The organism is Enterococcus sp. 5B3_DIV0040, from assembly GCF_002140755.1.
Taxonomy (GTDB): domain Bacteria; phylum Bacillota; class Bacilli; order Lactobacillales; family Enterococcaceae; genus Enterococcus_D; species Enterococcus_D casseliflavus.
In genome coordinates this window covers 142144-164408 of record NZ_NGLC01000002.1, presented here as the reverse complement: position 1 = coordinate 164408, position 22265 = coordinate 142144, and the positions used below count along the sequence as shown (strand labels likewise).

Annotated in this window: 18 protein-coding genes; 12 read left to right on the top strand and 6 right to left on the bottom strand. The window is 40.2% G+C overall.

Translation table 11 applies throughout. The annotated features are described in order from the left end of the window. Window positions 1–405: 405 nt before the first annotated feature. On the bottom strand, window positions 406–849 hold the full coding sequence (locus tag A5883_RS13095; protein WP_254907868.1) for a helix-turn-helix domain-containing protein: 444 nt from the start codon (window positions 847–849) through the stop codon (window positions 406–408). Between the two features lie 558 nt (window positions 850–1407). Between A5883_RS13095 and A5883_RS13090 the strand changes: the two genes are divergently transcribed. The 5 genes from A5883_RS13090 (at window position 1408) to A5883_RS13070 (ending at window position 6451) form a co-directional block, all read left to right on the top strand. Then, window positions 1408–2715, top strand: a complete 1308-nt coding sequence (locus tag A5883_RS13090) for an ABC transporter substrate-binding protein (RefSeq protein ID WP_086338813.1) — start codon at window positions 1408–1410, stop codon at window positions 2713–2715. A gap of 29 nt (window positions 2716–2744) precedes the next feature. Beyond that, window positions 2745–3614 (top strand): carbohydrate ABC transporter permease, encoded by an 870-nt coding sequence (locus tag A5883_RS13085; RefSeq protein ID WP_005233036.1) that lies wholly within the window; start codon window positions 2745–2747, stop codon window positions 3612–3614. Next, window positions 3604–4437 (top strand): carbohydrate ABC transporter permease, encoded by an 834-nt coding sequence (locus A5883_RS13080; RefSeq protein WP_005233037.1) that lies wholly within the window; start codon window positions 3604–3606, stop codon window positions 4435–4437. Before A5883_RS13085 ends, A5883_RS13080 begins: the two co-directional genes overlap by 11 nt. Before the next feature lie 21 nt (window positions 4438–4458). Continuing rightward, entirely contained in the window at window positions 4459–5070 is a 612-nt protein-coding gene (locus A5883_RS13075) for a YesL family protein (protein WP_086338812.1), read from the top strand. 70 nt (window positions 5071–5140) lie between these two features. Next, window positions 5141–6451: an alpha-glucosidase/alpha-galactosidase gene (locus tag A5883_RS13070; protein ID WP_086338811.1), complete on the top strand. Its 1311-nt coding sequence runs from the start codon at window positions 5141–5143 to the stop codon at window positions 6449–6451. Window positions 6452–7327: 876 nt separating this feature from the next. Here A5883_RS13070 and A5883_RS13065 read toward each other — a convergent pair. Then, window positions 7328–8176 (bottom strand): helix-turn-helix transcriptional regulator, encoded by an 849-nt coding sequence (locus A5883_RS13065; RefSeq protein ID WP_254907867.1) that lies wholly within the window; start codon window positions 8174–8176, stop codon window positions 7328–7330. Between the two features lie 208 nt (window positions 8177–8384). On the opposite strand from A5883_RS13065, the gene A5883_RS13060 reads away from it, so the two are divergent. From A5883_RS13060 to A5883_RS13030, 7 genes are all read left to right on the top strand, one after another. Then, window positions 8385–9572, top strand: coding sequence for an MFS transporter (locus A5883_RS13060; protein ID WP_086338809.1), 1188 nt, complete (start codon window positions 8385–8387; stop codon window positions 9570–9572). Between the two features lie 865 nt (window positions 9573–10437). Continuing rightward, entirely contained in the window at window positions 10438–11430 is a 993-nt protein-coding gene (locus tag A5883_RS13055; RefSeq protein WP_086338808.1) for an ABC transporter permease, read from the top strand. A 15-nt stretch (window positions 11431–11445) separates the two neighbouring features. Beyond that, window positions 11446–12330, top strand: a complete 885-nt coding sequence (locus A5883_RS13050) for a carbohydrate ABC transporter permease (RefSeq protein ID WP_010748894.1) — start codon at window positions 11446–11448, stop codon at window positions 12328–12330. Between the two features lie 48 nt (window positions 12331–12378). Beyond that, window positions 12379–13986, top strand: coding sequence for an ABC transporter substrate-binding protein (locus tag A5883_RS13045; protein WP_002323465.1), 1608 nt, complete (start codon window positions 12379–12381; stop codon window positions 13984–13986). Beyond that, window positions 13987–15471, top strand: coding sequence for a glycoside hydrolase family 32 protein (locus A5883_RS13040; protein ID WP_086338807.1), 1485 nt, complete (start codon window positions 13987–13989; stop codon window positions 15469–15471). A gap of 176 nt (window positions 15472–15647) precedes the next feature. Continuing rightward, window positions 15648–16640: a LacI family DNA-binding transcriptional regulator gene (locus tag A5883_RS13035; RefSeq protein WP_002323463.1), complete on the top strand. Its 993-nt coding sequence runs from the start codon at window positions 15648–15650 to the stop codon at window positions 16638–16640. 51 nt (window positions 16641–16691) lie between these two features. After that, window positions 16692–17561 carry an ROK family protein gene (locus A5883_RS13030; RefSeq protein WP_086338806.1) on the top strand — a complete coding sequence of 290 codons (870 nt, stop codon included), beginning with the start codon at window positions 16692–16694 and terminating at the stop codon, window positions 17559–17561. 433 nt (window positions 17562–17994) lie between these two features. Here the strand turns inward: A5883_RS13030 and A5883_RS13025 are convergent, their stop codons facing one another. The 4 genes from A5883_RS13025 to citF form a co-directional block, all read right to left on the bottom strand. After that, window positions 17995–18534 (bottom strand): DUF1697 domain-containing protein, encoded by a 540-nt coding sequence (locus A5883_RS13025; RefSeq protein WP_086338805.1) that lies wholly within the window; start codon window positions 18532–18534, stop codon window positions 17995–17997. 274 nt (window positions 18535–18808) lie between these two features. Further along, the gene (locus A5883_RS13015) at window positions 18809–20200 is read right to left on the bottom strand and encodes an oxaloacetate decarboxylase subunit alpha (RefSeq protein WP_086338803.1); all 1392 of its coding nucleotides are present in this window, start codon (window positions 20198–20200) and stop codon (window positions 18809–18811) included. Further along, entirely contained in the window at window positions 20197–20751 is a 555-nt protein-coding gene (gene citX, locus A5883_RS13010; protein ID WP_086338802.1) for a citrate lyase holo-[acyl-carrier protein] synthase, read from the bottom strand. The genes A5883_RS13015 and citX overlap by 4 nt, the downstream gene beginning before the upstream one ends. Then, complete coding sequence (gene citF, locus A5883_RS13005) at window positions 20732–22264, bottom strand: citrate lyase subunit alpha (RefSeq protein WP_086338801.1); 1533 nt, start codon at window positions 22262–22264, stop codon at window positions 20732–20734. Before citF ends, citX begins: the two co-directional genes overlap by 20 nt. Between the last annotated feature and the right edge of the window lies 1 nt (window position 22265).

Genomic DNA, 22265 nt, shown 5'->3' with positions numbered 1-22265 from the left:
GAATGACGGTGTGAATTTTTGGTAATTTCTAGCTCAGAATTATATTTTTATGTTAAAGTTTACACTATTCACATGAAAGGGATTCAAACTAGTTGAAATATTAGACTTTGAAAGTTCCGAAAAGCACTGTTTTTAAAGCTTTTTGATGTTCATTCAAACAACCGTTGTTTGAACCAGGTATTAAGAAAGCTCGTAAAGCTTCACATTTTTCGAAACGTCAATTGCCGGATGCGTTGCGAATTTATTCGCTTATAAATCCAGTAAAACTAGCAAAGAGTAATAGAAATCTAAACATATAAAAAGAAGTACTCAAAAATGATTTATTTTGAGTACTTCTTTTTTATGTATTGATATCTTGCTTCTCTCGCAGCTTTTCAACTAGAAATACGCAACCATACCACTATTCTATTTTCGAGATAACTGTTCACTAATCAAACGACTTGTCACTTCAAACGCCGTAGTGATGTTCTTTCGCTCTTCACTAGAAAGCACCTTTCCTGAGAAGGTTAAGTTAGGTTCTTTTTTTAGAAAATCAAGAAACTTTACCATTTGTTTAGAAATATCTTTTTGACTGCTATTTCGATAGTCTAAGAAATTCTTTTGTAAATCAGGGATAGCTTCGGTTTGATTATCAAGAATTAAATCTGTAGACACATGAAATATTTCTGCTAGTTTTAAAATCTCGGTATCTCTTAACGGTCGCTCGCCTCGTTCAATTCTGCCGAGAACATTTTTATTAAGGTTCATTAGCTTTGCTAGATGCGCTTGAGAATAATTTTTACTTTCTCTGAGATTAACCACATTTTCCCCTATTCTTGAGGGTTCGTATAAGTTCTCTTGTTGGGACATAAGTTCTGCACCTCTCATACCTGTTTTATAAAAGCGTATCACAGAATACAAAATAGGTATGTTTTGTATATAAAATAGATTTTACTGTTTAAATATCTATTTTGTTGTGATAAGATGAGTTGTATACAAAATAGATACGGTTTTAATTAAAACTGTTATAGGTTGAAAAATGGAAATGAGACTATGTGCTGGGAAATACATTCGTTCAATCTATTTCCATGGGAATCAGCTGTTGCCAGTTACTTTTTTATCATGAGTTGTCAAATCAATCAGATAATGCAAGTCCATATACAACACTAATTTTTAAACTTACCAAGGAACTTCATGATTAAGGTAAAGTTCAATAGAATATGCTCATAGTCACGAACTGGAGAAGAGTTTCATCACACACCTAAGACTTTCCTAACAGCACCAATGATAAAACTTTGATCGATCATAGTAAGTGAAAGAGAAAGGAGGAATTTTATAAACGTTACCACTTGATTTCCAGACAAAGTTTGCGAGAAAGGCTTAGGCTTTAGTTGATTTTCAACCAAACAATTATAAGGAGGAATTTATGTGAGAAAAAGATTGTGTTTGCTAGGGATAGTTTGTTTTGTTAGTATCCTGTTTCTATCGGCTTGTTCCAATGAATCAAATCATAGTGAGTCTGGCAGCAATGAAGGAAAAGTTTCGCTAACCATGACAGCCTGGGGAAATCCCGCAGAACAAGAAGTATATCAGCGAGCGATTGATGCCTATATGAAACAAAATGAAAACGTATCCATCGAACTTATTCCTGCTCCTGGGGATACGTATGCGCAGCAATTACTCACGCAGTTGCAAGGAAGTCAAGCTCCTGACTTATTTTATGTAGGGGAGGTACAAATGGCGCAACTGATTGCGACTGGACGATTGATTGAATTAACAGATTTCTTGGAATCAGAGGATAGCTATGTCAAAGTTGATGACTTTGCCTCAGGAATCTGGGGACCTGCTCGAAGAGGGGAGCAAATCTACGGTGTTTCTGTCGATTCCAATCCAATGTTGTTGTATTACAACAAAAAAGTGCTAGAAGAAGCAGGACTTGATCCTAACGAACCGCAAAAATTATATGAATCTGGAAATTGGACTTGGGATAATTTCCAAAAGATAAATGAGACGGTCACTGCTAATGGAAAATATGGTCATGTCCTAGAAAATGGTGCACATCACTACTTCAGTTGGTTGTGGTCAAATGGTGGAGAAATGTATGGGGACGATGGTTCGTTTATTTTACCTGAAAATGAACGAGGAATAGAAACCTTTGCTTATTTGACGAAAAATGTAATTGACGGGAATTTCACCTATGCCGGGGCTTTGCCAGAGGGGCAAGGTGGGGATGCCATGTTTATGTCCAACCAAACAGCCTTTGTGTCAGCGGGGCGGTGGTTTACACCAATGTTCAGCGAAAATGAGGCATTAGAGTTTGATTACATTCCATATCCTACTAATACAGGTGAACAAATCGAGCCTAGCTTTATTGCAACCGCGTATTTAGCAGTAGGTGATCATTCAAAAAATAAAGAAGAAGCGTTGCGCTTTCTATCCTACTATACTTCGGAGCAAGGACAACGGGATCGGTTAGAAGATGAGGGGAATGCTGTTCCTTCTGTGACGGCAGCAGATGACATCATTGAAAATGCCACGATACCTGAGCATGCCAACTATTTAATCGATGCAAGAGATATCGGTAAAGTAGAAGACAAACAGGCATTGGTTCCAGGACTAAGTGATCAATTAGAAAGTATTCTGGATCTACTCTTCTTAGGGCAGTTAGAGCTTGATGAAGCTGTAGTACGCTTGGAAAAAACAGCCAATGAATTGATCGAAGCCAATCAACCGTAGCAATACTTATTAGATGAGGAGGTGGTAGGATGAGGAAAAGCACAACAAAATGGGCCTGGTTATTTCTAACGCCACAATTAGTAGGGCTCATCATTTTTTCTCTGATTCCAGTGGCAATAGCAATTGGCTTGAGCTTCATGTCATGGGATGGATTTGGTGCTCGGACGTTTGTAGGGATTCAGAATTATATCAATCAATTTGCCAATCCTGATTTTTGGACAGCAACATACAATACATTGCTCTATACCTTATTCACTGTTCCGATCGGTCTGAGTTTGGCGCTGGTATTAGCGGTCGTTTTGAATAAACGTACTGGAAAAAATGTGTATCGATTGTTCTTTTTCATGCCGGTTGTGACAAGCTCAGTCTCTGTGTCCGTCATGTGGATGTGGATTTTAAATGGTGATATTGGGATATTGAATCAGGTATTGGGGATGATCGGTATCCAAGGACCTAATTGGCTGACGGACACTCGGATCGTGATGCTATCTATCGCTATGTTAAGCATCTGGTGGCAACTAGGGTACAACATGGTAATTTTTTTAGCAGGTATTCAAAATATCTCCAAATCCTATTATGAAGCCGCGGAAATGGATGGTGCCAGTAAGTTGCAGCAATTTTTTAAAATCACCTTACCGATGCTTTCACCAACGACATTCTTTCTATCCATTATGGCGATCATTAGTTCGTTTCAAGTGTTTGACCAAGCGTTTGTTCTTACTCGAGGTGGTCCGGGGAAAGCCAGTTATACACTTGTTTATCACATTTATCAGCAGGCCTTTATTGATTTTCGCTTTGGGTCAAGTGCAGCAGGCGCGGTTATCCTGTTTGTAGCGATTTTGGTTCTTACATTGATTCAATTTTATGCGCAAAAAAGGTGGGTTCATTATGAAGAATAAGAAAATTAGCGTAGGCAAATTGTGCTTACACGGATTACTAGCAATCGGTTCTTTTTTGATGGTCTTTCCTTTTCTCTGGACGATCGGCAGTTCCTTAAAAAATATGACACAGATTTTTGCAATACCACCTGTTTGGTTCCCGAATCCGATTGTCTGGCAAAATTACCTCGATTCATTGCAAGCGATGCCTTTTGGTCGCGCCTATTGGAACAGCTTCTACATTACGATCATCGTCGTTGTTAGTCAGCTTTTCACTGGATCGATGGCTGCTTATGCTTTTGCAAAATTGAAATTCAAAGGTTCCGAGGCTCTGTTTCTGCTATTTTTAGCGACAATGATGATTCCTAAGCAAGTCACCATGATTCCATTGTATTTGATTATGGACAAGCTCGGCTGGTTAAACACGCATTTGCCGTTGATCATTCCTGGTGCTTTATTTAACGCCTTTGCAGTTTTTTTATTGAGACAATTTATTCGAGGAATCCCCAAAGAATTAGAAGAGGCGGCAGTGATGGATGGTGCGAGCATCCCGCGTATTTATTGGAGTGTCATATTACCATTGATCAAACCGGCGCTTGCAGCCATGACGATCTTTATCTTTATGGGCACGTACAATAACTTCATGGATGCATTGATTTATCTTTCAACGCCTGAAAAATTCACGGTTCCTTTGTTGCTAAATAACTTTAAAGGACTCTATGTGACAAATTGGTCTTACATGATGGCAGGTGCCACGATTTCGGTAATTCCAATTATTCTGGTCTATTTGTTTGCCCAACGCTATATTATCGAAGGAATCACATTGACAGGGATCAAGGGATAGATAAAAAAGGATGATTAATAAGTGAAAATCAATCAACTGGCACAGTATCTAGAGTGGGTAATGAAATTTGCGTACCTCAACATTCTCTGGTTAGGGTTTACCCTTTTAGGGGTTGGTCTCTTTGGATTTTTTCCAGCTACGATGACTAGCTTCATTCTGTTAAAGAGCTTCATCGTTGATGGTGAAACCGAATGGACAGCGCAGGACTTCTTTATTTGCTATAAAAAAGTATTTTTTCGTAGTAATAAATTAGGATGCATCTGTTGGTTGATTCTCGGCAGCTTAGGGATCAATTTTCACATAGTTTTAACCTCCGAAGAGCCGCTGTTTATCGGTTTACGCATTCCCATACTATTAGCGATTATTGGTACTTTATCCATGCTTGTCTATGTGTTTCCTATCAGTGTTTATTGGGGAAGATCGATGTATCAGACCTTTTTTTCAGCAGGATGCTTTGCACTGGCATTTCCAGTTCAAACAGCTAAGGTCTTGGCTTTGCTTATTCTCATAGCGTGTATAGGGTTTCTTTTTCCGATGTTTCTGTTGTTCTTTTCTGGAAGTGTATCAATGTATCTAGTGTTGAAAAATTATGTCTTGCTACAGATAAAAATAGACAAACAATCGATGGAGTAAATGTTGCCAATAGGAAAATAGAAGATTGATTTTTCGAGAAAATATGGAAGAGATTGAGAGGAGCAAGTACATGGTTAAAATTACATTTATTGGTGCAGGAAGTACGATATTTGCAAAAAATGTGTTGGGGGATGCGATGCTGACCCCAAGTTTATCTGAGGCTGATATTGCATTATACGATATCAATGAACAGCGGCTTAGAGAATCGGAGCTAATGTTGAGAACGATCAATAAAAATGCCAATCATGATCGGGCAAAAATCCGAACCTATCAGAATCGCAAAGAAGCTTTAACCGACGCAGATTTTGTCATCAATGCAATCCAAGTAGGCGGCTACCAGCCATCTACAGTGATTGATTTTGAGATTCCCAAAAAATACGGTCTAAGACAAACCATTGGTGATACCATGGGGATCGGTGGGATTTTCCGCACCCTACGGACATTGCCAGTGATGCTAGAGTTTGCAAGAGAAATGGAGGAAGTCTGCCCTCAAGCTTGGTTATTAAATTACACCAATCCAATGGCGATGTTGACGATGGGGATTTTGAAAGGAACGAAAATTAAAACTGTTGGACTCTGTCATAGTGTGCAAGTTTGTGTGTCAGAGTTGTTTAAGCAACTTGGGATTTCAGAACAATATAATGCTGATGAATTTCAGTGGAAGATCGCCGGGATCAACCATATGGCTTTTTTACTGGAATTGACAAAAGACGGGAAAGATTTTTATCCAAAAATCAGAGAACTAGCAGCAGCCAAACCACATCCTCATCAAGATTCGGTGCGTTTTGAACTGATGAAACGTTTTGGCTATTACATCACAGAATCCAGTGAACACAATGCAGAATATCATCCTTACTTTATTAAAAATTTGTACCCAGAATTAATCGATAGTTTCGATATTCCGCTAGATGAGTATTTGCGCCGCTGTGAAAATCAAATTAGTGACTGGAATCAGATGAGGGAAAGTATTGTTATGAATGGGGAATTAACCCATACTCGCAGTAATGAATATGCGTCATACATTATGGATTCAATTGTAACTGGTACTCCTTCTGTTATAGCAGGGAATGTTTTGAATAAAGGCCTCATAACCAATCTTCCTGAAGACTGCTGTGTTGAAGTCCCCTGTTTAGTGGACAAGAACGGCATTCAACCAACCTATGTAGGTCAACTGCCTACCCAGTTAGCAGCGTTAAATCGAACAAACATCAACGTACAAGAATTAACAGTCGAAGCTGCATTGACATTGAACCGGTCGAAAATCTATCAAGCAGCTTACCTAGATCCGCATCTCTCTTCAGAACTCTCGCTAGAAGCAATTACTTGCCTAGTGGATGAATTAATTGAAGCCCATGCAGGTTATTTGCCAGAGTACAAATAGAAAAAGTTCGGCTTTAGTCTATTGTTATGGTGCTGGAAGTAGGGCTACATTAAAGCATAGATACAAATTAAAAAAGATGTAGTGGCGGCTTTTTCATCATTCATTTCGAGAATCTATTAAAAGAAGCGAACCAAAAAATTGTAAAATGATTTTTTAGTTCGCTTCTTTTTTGTTTTTGCGTAGAAAATGATCCAACACAAAAAGTCCGTTCGACAGAAGACCTGAGAAAATTTGGACCGAATCTTTCTTTTAATACAAATCGGAAAAGATCCGAAAACAAGTGTGGTGGTATTGTTAGTCCAAAATTGATGACAGAATGCTTTAAATGATTCGTCTGTCGATGTCGAATAACTCAAATTTCCCCTAGTTACGACAGATGACGAAAAGTACTTAGAATATAAGCTTCTTTTGATATATAATGTTATCTAAGGGGATGAATCACTCCTAATTTTTGACATCGACAGAAAGAGGACTATAAAGCCTATTATTTCAATGTGTAGTAGATGCGGGGTTCAAATCTAAAATAGTGGAATGTAAATAAAAGAGATCAAGCTTTTGATATTTATAGAAAAGCGGTTCAAATCTAAAAGAGTGGAATGTAAATCGAAGACATACCAAAACAACTTATGGGAGATCCTAGTTCAAATCTAAAATAATGGAATTTAAAGCTACTTGTTGACCGCTAGTAACAACCGTGTGATCTTATCTAAATCTAAAATAATGGAGCATCAACAGCATTCAATTAACGATCGACTGAATCATCACAACATCACCCTCCAAAAAAGATGGAGGGGCTAGTCACTTTCTCAGCTCAAAACAAACTTTCATCACCAATTCCCTCATTATAAACAATGCAATCCTCCAATAAACCTGCTATCAACCCAAAAACTGTCGTCCCTCCTTCTCAATCAACTCACAAGTCCATTTATCTTCAAATAACGATGCCATCTGTCTTGCTTGCTCAAACAAATCCGTATCTCCGATCGCAAAACTTTTTCGAGCAGTGGCTAACGAGTAGTAATCATAGCGCTTGCTCTTTTTTGCCAATAGCAGGGCTTGATCCGCGGCTTCTTTCGCCTCTTGGTGTTGCTGCTCTTGCAGATAAAGCAAGGCGACATTCAAATGAATCGCACACTGTAAAGACATAGTGTTTTCTAGTGCTTCGTATTTTTTTAGTTGTTGGATCAATTGGCGGGCGATGGCGTGGGCGATTTCAACTGGAAAGAGGTATAAAAGACAATTGATCAGCTTAATATCATCAAGGGTCCAGTCGGAATAAGCTTGAAGTGCATCCCAGGGAACCGTCAAAAGAACTTTGGGCAGGCAAGGAATTTCTTTTTCTGCATTCGTTGAGAGCGCTGTGAGAGAGTCGATTACATACAACAATAAGTCAATGGTTTTACTGACGGATGTTCTTTGGAAAAGTAAACATTGTTCTTTCAAAGCAAGCAATGCTTTTAGATCCTGGTTGGAAAACAAAGAGAAAAATTGATGCAAGATTTGTTGTTTTTCATTTAAACGGTATCCTTGGGCGATGTAAAAAAATTCCTCAAAACCGCAATCGATTCGCGCTAAAAGTGCGATAAAAAGGGTAACGGAGGGCGTTAATTTTTCATTCTCAAATTTAGATAAGGTGGTTCTTGAAAGCAGGTCTTTACAAACTTGCGCTTGCGTGATGCCACGGCTTTTTCTGATTTTACGATACGTGGTTCCTAAATTATTCATAGGCACCTCCTTGAGCAATGTGATTATAGTGTACATAAGATAATTTTACCCGTCAATCTGGTATAGTAGAACTATTAGACAGCTAGGCAACACCAGATAGAGGAGGCCCACAAATGAATCATACAAAATAAAATCCTTTACTTAGCAAATGGCGATCAATAACTAGAAAAACGAGCAATCGTTATTTCTAAGTAAAGGTGGAAAACAAATGAAGAAGAATCAGGGATTTACTCAATTGATCATTGGCCAAACAGTGGCGAATGTCGGGGATACCATTTATATTGTGGCAATTATCAGTTCTATTTTTAGCTGGACGGACTCTGCTTTGGCAGCGGCGCTTGTCCCAGTGCTAGTAACAGGAGGTGGTGTCATTTCCGGCTTTCTCTCACCGGTCATCACGAGTTATTTTCGCTTAGAACAAGTGCTGAAGGTCAGCCAGATGTGCAAAACAGCCTTACTCTTTTTTATGACCGCGTATCTCTATCTGAAAGCTGAAACGATGAATCTATTGGTTTTATATTGCCTTGTCGCATTGATTTCGTTTTTGGACGGCTGTTCAGAACCAATTAGTCGTGCCTTGATCCCGAAATATGTGGAAAAGCATCGCCTCGTCAAAGCCAATGGAATATTCAATTCGATGCTTCAAACAGTCAACATCGGCAGCTGGGCGATCGGAACCTCCTTGCTGCTAGTATTTTCTGTTCATCAGTTGGTTTTATTAGACAGCTTTCTGTTTCTAAGTTCCTCGATAGTATTAGCGTTTTTGCCTAGAACGACTCGAGAAAAAAACGAAAAGCAGCCATTAGGACACCAGTTGTTTATTGGCTGGCGCTGGATTATGAAAGATCCTCTGGTTCGGGTGATCGTTGGTATGGACATGCTGGAAAGTATCGCCAATACAGCCTGGGTGTCCGCGATTGTGTTAGTATTCGTCCGAGAAGTGATGCAGGCACCTGATGCTTGGTGGGGCTATATCAACGCCACTTATTTTGTTGGTGCGTTGCTAGGAAGTGCGCTGGTGATGCGATTTTCCGAGCGGTTTGATAAAAACAAACGAACAGCGATTGTAATGGGCGCTGTCTTGGGCGGACTGATCACCGTTGCCGTTGCCCTATCAAGCGACCGCTTTTTGATTCTAGGACTATCCGTTTTAATCGGGCTCTTTTCCCAGATCAAAAATATTCCACAAGCCTCATTAATCCAACAAAAAGTAGCAGCCGATCGATTGGTTGCCATCTACGCTGCCTCAGGCATCTTAAATTCCGGTGTTTTTGCTTTATTCACCTTGTTGATGGGACAGGTAGCAGATGTTTTTGATGTACGGTGGGTGTTTGTTCTTTCCGGCAGTTTATTGCTTCTAGTGGGGCTGATTGCAGGGAAGCTTAAAGTTAGTTAAAAGTAAGAGAGATAGTAGTCAAGAGAAACTCTTTTTTACTAAGTTCTATAAGATAAAACTAGCTTTAACGGTTAGCTTAGGTAAAGGCACGTACAGGAAGATGAAAAAGTAATCACAGCTAGTTAGGAACAGTCCCTGACTAGCTTTTTGCGTAGTGATCTAAACGCTCTTACATCGAGAATACAATGATTATTGTAGATTTGATCAGTAGCTGATCACAGATCATTCATATGCAAAAGCATTTCGTAGCTGAATGTTGAGATTGACTAAGTATGGGACTGCTATAGGAGGAAAGCGCAAGCGTCTCTATAGAAAACTTGATTACTTGAAAGAAAAGCTTTGTATTGATTTGGAGTAAACTCACAATTTTTTTGAATATCTTTAGTTTTCCGAGATTCCCCTAAAAAGCTCATCTAACAGCTCTTAACCTTATATACATTTACAAATTTAACTCTTATCTTTTCGCTTTTAGTTAGTTAAAAAGCAAAAAATAAATGTGAATCCGAGCTATTTTTAAATAATTAACTAGATAATCTTCCGATTGGAACGGTTAAACAGTGAATGATTGTTAGAAAATAGATTAGGGAATGCAAGTTGTGATAAGTAAACTCATAAAAGAAGAATGCTAGAAAAGTAGAGAAAAAATAGGATTAATGAAATAATCGAGATCCTTAATTTTTAACAATTTTCGTAAACCATAAATGAATTGAAGGAAGCTTAGTGTGAGTGAAAGAATAATTACAAAAAAATATTGACTTAAAAAAATGGCTATGGTAATCTATAAACGAAAATAGTGGGAACGTTTCCAAAAAAGCATCTTCGTTAAATTTTTATTTTTTTAAACAAAAATGGAAACGTTTCTAAAATGTATTGGGAGGAGATTGAATTGGAAAAGACATTGGGACCAGGTGGTGAGATAAGGACGGTACAACGGGATAAAAAAAATATCTCGAAGTGGAAAAAATTAAAGAAACAGTTGCGGCGTGATAAGTGGATGTACTTGTTGCTCTTACCAGGTATCATCATGACGTTTATCTTTAAGTATGTGCCAATGTACGGTGCTGTGATTGCATTTAAAGACTATAATCCTATGCTAGGAATTTTGGAAAGTCCTTGGGTAGGACTAGATCACTTTAGGGAATTTATCAGTTCACCAAATTTTACGCTTTTGCTGAGCAACACATTAAAAATTAGCATTTATGGTTTATTGTTAGGTTTTTTTCCACCAATTATTTTAGCACTGAGCTTGAATCAAATTATCAATAAAAAAATAAAACAGAAAATCCAGTTGATTCTATATGCGCCGAATTTTATCTCAGTAGTTATTATCGTGGGGATGCTGTTTTTGTTCCTATCCGCAAATGGACCTATTAATGGGTTAGTAGAAAAGGTTACGGGGCAACCAATTATGTTCATGTCTAATCCAGCTTATTTCAGAACGATTTATATTTTATCGGGAATTTGGCAAGGAATCGGCTGGTCATCCATTCTTTACACCGCGACGCTGGCGGGAGTCAGTACCGATTTATATGAGGCAGCAAATATCGATGGGGCAAATATTTTACAAAAGATTTGGCATATCGATTTGCCGGCATTGAGGCCTGTAATGGTGATCAGCTTCATCTTGGCCGCCGGCGGTATTATGAATGTAGGATATGAAAAAGCCTACTTGATGCAAACTTCAATGAACATCCCTGCCTCAGAAATCATTTCCACTTATGTATACAAAGTCGGCTTGCAATCAGGTGATTATGCCTACTCTGCTGCTGTTGGTCTGTTCAATATGATTATTAATGTCGTTTTATTACTGATTGTCAACAATATAACCAAGCGGCTAAACGATGGTCAAGGCTTGTAATGAAAGGAGAAAATTATGAATAGTGCTTTATCAAAAATCGACCGTCAAATCTTATGGTTGAATCGAGTGATTGTAACTTTTTTAGTCGTCATCACCATTGTTCCGCTGATTTATGTACTGGTAGCTTCTTTTATGGACCCAGCTACTTTGATCAATAAAGGTATAAGCTTCAATCCGAAAGATTGGACAATACAAGGATATCAACGGGTATTTGCAGATGATTCCATTTTACGCGGTTTTGTAAATTCGTTGTTTTACTCTTTTAGCTTCAGCTTATTGACTGTATTTATTACGATGATCACTGCGTATCCTTTATCTCGACCTAACTTGGCTGGGAAAAAGATTATTATGACTTTTTTTGTCATTACAATGTTCGTTGGTGGCGGCTTGATACCTACCTATTTATTGGTAAAGAACTTGGGCATGTTAGATAGTGTATGGGCGATTATCATACCAGGTGCTATAAATGTGTGGAATATTATCTTAGCGCGTACCTATTTTAGTGCTTTGCCAAAAGAACTTTCTGAAGCTGCTACTATCGATGGCGCCAATGACTTGCAAATACTGTTCAAAGTCATGCTTCCATTAGCTAAACCAATTATGTTCGTATTGTTTTTATATGCCTTTGTTGGGCAATGGAACTCATATTTTGATGCCATGATCTATATCAAAGATCCCGACTTACAGCCGTTGCAACTCGTATTAAGAAATATTTTGATCCAAAACCAACCCTCACAAGACATGGTGGGAGCCAATACAGCCATGGCAGAAATGAAACAAATTGCTGAGTTGATCAAATACGCAACGATCGTCATTTCTAGTCTGCCATTAATCATAATGTATCCTTTCTTCCAAAAATATTTTGATAAAGGTGTTTTAGTTGGTTCTGTTAAAGGATAAGTATTGTTCACTATTTGTATGAATAAAAATTATAAAGGAGATTTTAAGATGAAAGCAAAATGGATGCTGCCAATCGTTTTTACTTCCGTACTAATTTTGGGGGCTTGTGGAGGCTCAAAAGAAAAGAGTACATCAAGCCCTGATTATGAACTAGAAAATGTCTCTTTTCCATTGAAAGAAAAAGTATCTTTAAAAATGATGTCTCAAAGTGCCCCTTTGGCTCCCAATGATCCTAATGACAAATTGATTTTCCAACGGTTAGAAGAAGAGACCAATCTCCATATTGATTGGACAAACTACAGTAGTGATTTTGCCGAAAAAAGAAATTTGGATATCGCTAGTGGGGATTTACCAGATGCCATCTTCAACGCCGCTGCAGGTGACTATGATTTATTAAACTGGGCGGAAAGTGGCGTTATTGTACCGATTGAAGATTTGATCGAAGATTATATGCCAAATCTGAAGAAAATTTTTGATGAAAACCCCGAATACCGACAAATGTCTACTGCACCTGATGGTCACATTTACTCTATGCCTTGGATTGAAGAATTAGGCGAAGGAAAAGAGTCGATTCATACAGTAAATGGGATGGCTTGGATCAACAAGGAGTGGTTGGATAATTTGGGTCTTGAAATGCCGCAAACCACTGATCAGTTGATGACTGTGTTGGAGGCTTTCAAGACGCAAGATCCAAATGGTAATGGTGAAGCAGATGAAATTCCTTTTAGCTTTATTAACAATGGAGGAAACGAAGACTTAAAATTTTTAATGGGGGCATTCGGTCTAGGTGATAATGATGACCACTTAGTCGTTGATAACGATGGCCAGGTACAATTTACTGCTAACAAAGAAGGGTATAAAGAAGCCATCAAATATTTCAATGAAATGAATAATAAAGGTCTTATTGATAAAGAGGCTTTCGAACAAGATTGGAATACGTATGTTGCCAAAGGGAAAGAACATAAGTATGGCGTGTATTTTACTTGGGATAAAGCAAATATCACGGGTGCAGATGATAGTTATGACGTCTTGCCAGTCTTAGCGGGACCAGATGGAACGAAACACGTTACTCGTACGAATGGCATGGGTTTCTCAAGAGATCGTTTCGTAATTACTAGTGCGAATAAAAACTTGGAACTTACAGCTAGGTGGATAGATAAAATGTATGAACCGTTACAGTCTGTCCAAAATAACTGGGGAACCTACGGTGATGAAGCACAGGCGAATATTTTTGAATTAAAGGATGGTATGTTAAAACATTTGCCTTTAGAGGGGACAGCACCGGGGGAACTAAGACAAAAAACCGAAGCTGGAGGACCATTAGCAGTTCTTGATTCTTATTACGGCACAGTCACGACAATGCCAGATGATGCGAAGTGGCGTTTAGATTTGATGCATGACACGTATTTGCCATATATTACAGAAGACAATATCTATCCACGTGTCTTTTTAGAAAAAGAAGAAACAGATCGATTAGCAAAAATTGAAACAGATATGTGGGATTACATCTATCGCAAAAGAGCAGAGTGGATCACCGGCGGTAAAATCGATGAAGAATGGGAAGAATACCTTGCTGAATTGGAACGTGTAGGTTTGGAAGAATGGATTCAAATAAAACAAACTGGCTATGATAATTTTTTGAAGGGAGCACAATAAGTGTTAGTAGAAGAAACGGCGATTTTGGATAAAGCAAATCGATTTATTGAAATGATGCGAGGAAAAGTTAACCCTCAGTATCGACAAAACTATCATTTTTCCGCACCCATCGGGTGGATAAATGACCCCAATGGATTTATATATTACAAAGGGCATTACCATCTCTTCTATCAATACTATCCTTACGATAGTCGATGGGGGCCCATGCATTGGGGGCATGCGCGCAGTAGTGATTTGGTCCATTGGGAAGATCTACCAGTAGCGTTAGCCCCAGATCAACCTTATGACAGCGGCGGGTGTTTCTCAGGAAGTGCAATTGAAAGAGACGGAAAACTATATTTATTTTATACAGGCTGTCAAGAAATTGATGGTATTAGCCATCAGCATCAATGTTTGGCGGTCTCTGAAGATGGTATTCATTTTAGCAAATACAGTGGTAATCCTGTGGTAGCAGAAAAACAGCTAGGTGAGAATGGGCTGATACAAGAATTTCGTGATCCTAAAGTAATTGTTCACAACGATGCTTACTATATGGTAGTAGCTACTAAATCTACACAGTCTACTGGTAGAATAGTGATGTTTCAATCGTCAGATTTGTATACTTGGCACTTTTACTCTGTGTTGCTAGAAGGGACTTCAGAGCAAGGAATAATGTGGGAATGTCCTGATTTATTCCATTTAGACGGACGAGATGTCTTAATCATGTCACCGATACAAATCAAGAAGAACGGACTGGAATATCATAATATCAGTTCTACCATGGCTTGTATTGGTGAGGTAGACTGGGAAACAGGTCAGATGATAGTTGATAATTTCCATGAAATGGATTTTGGAATGGATTTTTATGCACCACAAACAACAACAGATCCTAATGGTGGACGGGTGATGATTGCTTGGATGCAGATGTGGGATCGTACATTGCCTACACATGAGTTAGGCCATCTTTGGGCAGGCTCTATGAGTTTGCCCCGAGAGTTAAGAGTGAAAAAAAATCGATTGGTACAAAAACCCATCTCAACTGTATATAGTCATTTAGTTTATCAACAAGGCAGTGAAAATATCGCAGTGACTGACACATCAGTCGTATTTCGAAACGCACTGTCGGATTCTTCATATTTACATCTAGTCGCAGATTTGGAGAAAGCAGAAGTTTTTACAATTGAATTACTGCGGTCTAAGACGGATTGTCTCAAACTAACTTATGACACTGCTAAACAGGTTTTTGAATTGGATCGTCAGAAACTAGGAAGAGAGCTTACAGGGGCGGAAGAAGAATCTCTGAATGTCCGAAAAGTTGAAGTACCTTTGATTGATAATCAGCTCGTTCTTGAGATTTTTAGAGATACCTCATCAGTTGAAGTCTTTATTAATGGTTTAGAAGTTATGACGGCTACTTTCTATGAGCTGGAAAAAGCTCGAGATATCTTGTTTCATTCGATTGGAGAAAGTCGTATTCAAGCTTTTGAAACAGCGAGTGTGAAATAAATGTTTGATTGCTTAGGCGGTGTATCAATTATTTAATAGGTTTTGAAGGATAATATTTTTAGAAAAGAACAGATAGCTAGATTTCCCATGACTTTGCTATTAGTATTTTGAAAAAATTAGTAATTTATGACAAAATTCATTATACTAAACTTGTGCAGAAATGTGAGGGATCAACTATGAAAGCAACAATGAAAGATGTCGCAAAATTAGCAGGTGTCGGAGTAGGAACTGTTTCCCGGGTATTGAATAACGGTTCTGTTAAAGCTTCTACTAGAGAAAAAGTTGAAGCAGCAATGACAGAGTTAAACTATCAACCAGATTTTTATGCCCGGGGGTTAAAGATGAAGCATACGAATACGGTTGCTTTGATTCTACCCACTGTATGGCATCCATTTTTTGGCGAATTTGCCTACCATGTAGAAACAGCATTAGAAAGACAAAACTACAAGCTTTATTTGTGTAACTCCAGTGGTAATAGTGAAAAAGAACAAGAATATATCCAGATGGTCAGCCAAAATAAAGTAGACGGCATCATTGGAATTACTTATTCAGATATCGATGAATACATTTCGAGTAATCTGCCTTTTGTTAGTATTGACCGTTATTTCACTGAAGAGGTGATTTATGTGACCGCTGACAATGCGGCCGGTGGACGTTTGGCTGCAAATGAACTTTATCGCCGAGGATGTCAGAATGTAGCATATATCGGTGGGTACCAAGAAACACCGAATGAAACGAAGAGTCGTCGAAAATATTTTGAGATCGAGTGCCGTCAACTGGGGATTTCCTATAAAGCGTTAGATATGTTAGAACCTTTAGACCATCTCTCAGAACGTGTAACAAATTTTTTGTTAGAGAATCCCGATATCGATGGGATTTTTACGATCAACGATCCGATGGCATTAGCTGTCATTGGTATGCTTGAAAAAATAGGGAAAAACGTACCAGAGGATGTCCAAGTTATTGGATTTGATGGTCAAAAGATGACAGAAGGAGATCCTTATTTAGTCTCAACGATTGCCCAACCTACAAAGCAAATGGCGGAAGTGGCAGTGGCAAAATTAATTGCTGTCATTAATGGAGAGACAGTAGAAAAACGTACCGTATTGCCGATTGAATTTGGCGAAGGTGGCACAACGAAACCTTTAGTGAGAAACGATTTTGCTTAGTGCAAATACGTTTCTTTTTTTGAAAATGAGTGAATGAAAGGTGTAGATAAAATGTTATATGGCGGGATAGAAGCTGGTGGAACAAAGTTTGTCTGTGGGATTGGTAATGAACAATTACAAGTGATAGAACGGAAAAGTTTTCCTACCACAACACCAGAAGAAACGATGAAGCAAGTGTTTGATTTCTTTGATAAGTACAAAGGAAATATCGCATCAATTGGTGTAGGAGCATTTGGTCCTATTGATATTCAAATCGAATCAAGAACTTACGGATATATCACCAACACACCGAAGTTAGCTTGGCAAAATTATCATTTTGTAGGAGCTTTGGAAAACGCCTTGTCGGTTCCCATCTATTGGACTACCGATGTAAATGCTGCTTGTTATGGAGAATATATGGCAGGTTATGGAAAAGGTAAAAATAGTGTTCTGTATTACACCGTTGGTACTGGTGTTGGTGGTGGAGCTGTAGTGGGTGGGAAAATAGTCGCAGGTTTCAGTCATCCTGAAATGGGACATATGCTCCTACAACGTCATAATGAAGATCAATTTGAAGGAATCTGTCCTTTTCATCATGATTGTTTGGAAGGGTTAGCCTCAGGACCCGCGATTGAAAAGCGCTTTGGAAGAAAAGCCCAAACCATTTCATTTGATCATCCTTATTGGGCGATTGAGGCAGATTATCTTGCTCAGTGTGTGTATAACACAACGTTACTATATGCACCGGAAGTAATAATTTTAGGCGGGGGTGTAATGAAACAGCCGCAACTACTCGAGTTGATTCGCCAAGCGTTTAAAGAAAAAATGGGTTCCTATGTGGATACCCCTACTCTCGAAGAATACCTACTAACTCCAATGCTTGCTGACGATGCAGGATTGATCGGCTGCTTAGCTTTAGCAATAAAGAAGTTGGAACAATAACAGCATGTCAAAGAACGTGTGTAATAGTTTTTAAAACAGTTAGGATAGATAAAAAAGGTTAACTATAATGAGAGCTAGAAAAAAGGATAGCTAATAATAGATGTTCATATGTATCTTTTGCGTAATCGAATGTTGCAAATAAGAATTTTTTCTTTCGTTCTATACTATTGTCTAGTTGACTCAAATTGCTTCTTAATGCTTGATTTTTGTTTTATCATAGATATTCAGTATAGAAATAAACGATGTGAAAATCTATTATTCTTCTCGGTAGTTTATTGCTTCTAGTCGGGATGATTGCGTAGAAACTTAACGTCAATTAAAGCGCATCACGAATAGTAGTAACGAGAACTAATTAGACATTAGAATGTTATAAGAAAACCGTCAGGAGAGTCTACCTGACGGTTTTTATAATTATTAGAAGGCTTGCTATTCCTCACATCTCCGCAATCTTCCGCACCGTATTGATAGTCCGAATCGTAATCTGTTTGCCGACGCTGGTGCTGGCTGTTTTTTTCCACCAATTGGTTTTTTGATAGTCTTTGCGGATGTAGGACCAGAAGACGACGTCTTTGTAAGGGAAAACCTGTTCAAGGTCGGCATTTGGAGCCCCGAGTTTTTCAGATAACACCTCGTAGGTCAGTGAAGGCATCAAAAAGATCAGGTTGTCATAGATGGTTTTATCTTCCGTTCCTGACCAGTCAGGTATATGGGTCAAGCGTTCCTGCAGGTCTCTTTGGCGAATGATATAAATAGCGATATCAAAGGAAAAGTACCGTTTGATCATTGCTTTAATCATTTCGGCAAGGGCTTGTGGATCATCATCTTCGCTAGAAAAAATCACATTGCCGCTATTCAAATAAGTGACCACATTGCTAAACCCCAGTTCTTCAAAACCGGCTTTCAATTCTTTCATAGAAATTTTGTTATTCCCACCGACATTGATGCCTCTTAATAAAGCGATGTATCGTTGCATGGCTAGACCCTCCTTTAAAACGCTTCTTTTAGCTGATTATAGAATGGATGGAGAAGAAGCACAATCCTGGCTTCTCAGCTACCCAAAATACGTGAGCGAGAAGCGATTAATGCAAGCTTATTGGTGGAGTGGCTGTGGCGTACGTATTTTTGCACTGCAGATTAGTAAAAACGAAGAAACAACCTATAGATGGTAATACCCCTCACAAATTTGCTAAAGCAAGCGAATTTGTGAGGGGCACTTTAAGTTGTTTTCTCTATTTCTGGCTTCATTGTTAATCCACCGCAATCCTCACAGACACTGTCTGTACGGGGACATCATAAAAGGGATCTTCTCGTCGGCCTAAAAAGTCTTGGGCTTGCTGAGGGAAGAGGGCGTACATCAGCACGTCTTCTTCGCTTTTGGCATACTCAGCGATTTCTTCCCGAAAGGCTGGCAGTTGTGGTGCCAGTAGATCAGCTGGTCTGACAGTGATCACTTCAGCATCTCCGATAATTGTTTCTTTGATTTCTTCGCTGATGGGTGCTGGCGATTGTCCATAAAATCCTTTGACGTAATCTTTGATCTCACTTGGGACAAGTTTGTAGCGTTCTCCTGAAATCACATTCATCAAGGCTTGAGTGCCGACCATTTGCGACAATGGGGTCACTAGCGGTGGATAGCCCAAGTCCGCTCTGACTTTTGGTACCTCTGCTAGAACTTCTTCATACTTGTCTTGCAATCCTTGTTCCGTCAATTGGCTGAGTAGGTTCGACAACATGCCGCCAGGTACTTGATAGATCAAGGTTTTGGGTTCGATGTCTTTGACTTTCGGGTTCAGTAGTCCTTCTTCGCGGAAACGATCACGAACGGGATTGAAGTGTTCCGCGATCTCAGCGACTTTCTGCAAATCAAGTCCCGTAGCAAAGCCGCAATCTTCTAAGGCGATTGCCACAGATTCGGTTGCTGGCTGACTGGTGCCGCCAGCAAAAGAGGAAATGGCGGTATCAATGATGTCTGCACCGGCTTCCGCAACTTTTAAGTAAGTCATCTCAGCAATGCCGCTGGTGGCATGGGTATGGACTTCCAGCGGCAGATCGACCGCGTCTTTGATTCGGCTGACCAACTCGTAGCCGGTTTGCGGCGTCAAAACGCCTGCCATATCTTTGATACAGATAGAATCTGCGCCGAGGTCTGCCATTTTGTTGGCAAGGTCAACGAAGTAATCCACGGTATGGATCTGGCTAGTAGTATAAGAGATTGCCGTTTGACAGTGTCCACCGGCTGCTTTTGTGGCGCGGATGGCGGTTTCTAAATTGCGGACATCATTTAAAGCATCAAACAAACGAAGAATGTCGATGCCGTTTTCGACCGATTTGGTCACAAAGTCGGTGACGACGTCATCGGCATAGTTTTTGTAGCCTAAGAGATTTTGTCCCCGTAAGAGCATTTGCAGTTTGGTCTTTTTCACTTCTTTGCGGATCGCCCGCAATCTTTCCCATGGGTCTTCATTTAAAAAACGCAGACAAGCATCGAAGGTCGCGCCGCCCCACATTTCCAGGGCATGATAGCCTGCTTGGTCCATGGTTTTTAGAATCGGCAGCATATCGCTGGTAGGCATTCGCGTGGCGATCAGACTTTGTTGGCCGTCCCGCAAGACGGTTTCGGTAAATTGGATTTTTTTCATTCTTTCACTCTTTCCTGAATGATTTTACGGATCTGCTGCTGCATGTCTGCTACGCTATGAGTTCTAGAACGGCCACAAACTTTGGCTTCTTGTTCACAGACGTAGCAGCTTCTTGCAGGCAGTCCAATTTCGGTGCGGCTGATAGGTAAAAGCTGGTCTTGGGTTTTGGTTAAGACATCAAGATCCACCAACCGGCCGTAAGGATGATTGGTCTCAATCTGAACCATCATTCGTTTTAGTTCATAAGGATCTGTGGGCAGTACGAGATAATATTCTGGTCCGGTCTCCAAACTGCGGTAGAGGTTTGCCAGTGGAATTAGTTCCTTGACGACCTCTTCGATTTCCGTAATGAGTTCTTCAAAAACTGCGGTCAATGAGGCAGAATTTTTCACGGGACCAGGAATATTCATGGTGGCAACAAGTAATGCCGCTTTTTCATCCGCAGCGAGAAGCTCCCGTTGAAGGGAGCTTCTATTTTCTCGCGCCTGCAGCATGTCGGTTAGCGTCACAGGGGTTCCTGAAAATAGGGCATCAGACATTTTTGACCACATCAATGATCGTGCCATCGCGGTATTCGATCAAAGCGACGGTTTTTTCCCCGTACTTGATTGGTTCGGGTTGACCGACAATGCTGTAGGCTTTTTCTTTTAATTCTTCAATGGTGTATTGGGGAATATCCAATGCTTCAAAATGGCTGATCAGGTCTTTGCGAGCAGGATTGATGGCGATCCCGATTTCCGTGACGACGACATCAATGCTGGCGCCTGGCGTGACGATCGTGTTGACGGTATCGACGATCGTTGGGATCCGTCCCCGCACGAGAGGAGCGATCACTAAGCTCATTTTGCACGCCATACTGGTATCTGAGTGGCCGCCAGAAGCACCGCGGATCACACCGTCAGAACCGGTGATGACATTGATGTTGAAATTCGTATCAACTTCCAGTGCGGAAAGAATGGCGGTATCTAATTGATTGATAAACGCCCCTTTGCTTAACGGTGAGGCATACATATTGGCATCGATCTCATAATGATTGGCGTTTTTTCCTAACGATTGTGCAGAAGGGTGATCGAAGTCTTGGACATCGATCAGTTTTTCTACTAATCCTTCTTCTAACAGTTCCACCATGGCATTGGTGATGCCGCCAAGGGCAAAGCTGGCTTTGATCTCATCTTGGATCATTGCTTCGCGTAAAAAACGAGAAACGGCTAATGCGGCACCGCCCGTTCCAGTTTGGAAGGAGAAGCCATGTTGGTAGTAAGGCGAGCTGGTGATGACCTTGGCTGCATACTCAGCAATCAGCAATTCTTTTGGATTTTTGGTAAAGCGGGTCGCACCTTTTGCGATCCCTGCAGGATCACCGATGGCGTCGACTTCCACAACATAATCGACATCCGTTTGGGGAATGCTGATTGGGGTATTTGGAAACGGCACCAGGGTGTCGGTGATGATCACGACTTGGTCGGCGTATTTTGCATCGACCATCGCATAGCCCAATGAGCCGCAGGTTGCTTTTCCGACGGTGCCATTAGCGTTGCCATACGCATCTGAGCTAGGCGCTCCTAAGAAAGCGACATCGATGTGGATATCGCCGGCGGCAATCGCACGAGCCCGACCGCCATGAGAACGGATAATGACTGGGGCATCCATAATGCCTTCGGAGATTGCGGCACCGACTTTGTCCCGCAGACCGCTGGAGGTGATATTGGTCACGACCCCAGATTTGATATGTCCGATCAATGGTTCATGGACATTCGCGATGGAACTAGGGGCAATCGCAAGATTCTTGATGCCCATTTTTGCGATCTCGTCCAAAACGAGATTCATGATAAAGTCCCCTTCGCGAAAATGATGGTGGAAGGAGATCGTCATGCCGTCCGTTAGCCCTGTTTTTTCAATGGCTTCACGTATGCTGCCTAAGACCTTGCTTTTGCCTGGCAGGACTGGCTCGATCTTGCGACTCGCTTCTTTGTAGGCATGGATATTGGCCGTTTCATTTTCAAAGACCCCGTATTGGTTGGCATAGCATTCAGGGATGTCTTTTCCTGCTTTGTTTAACACCATA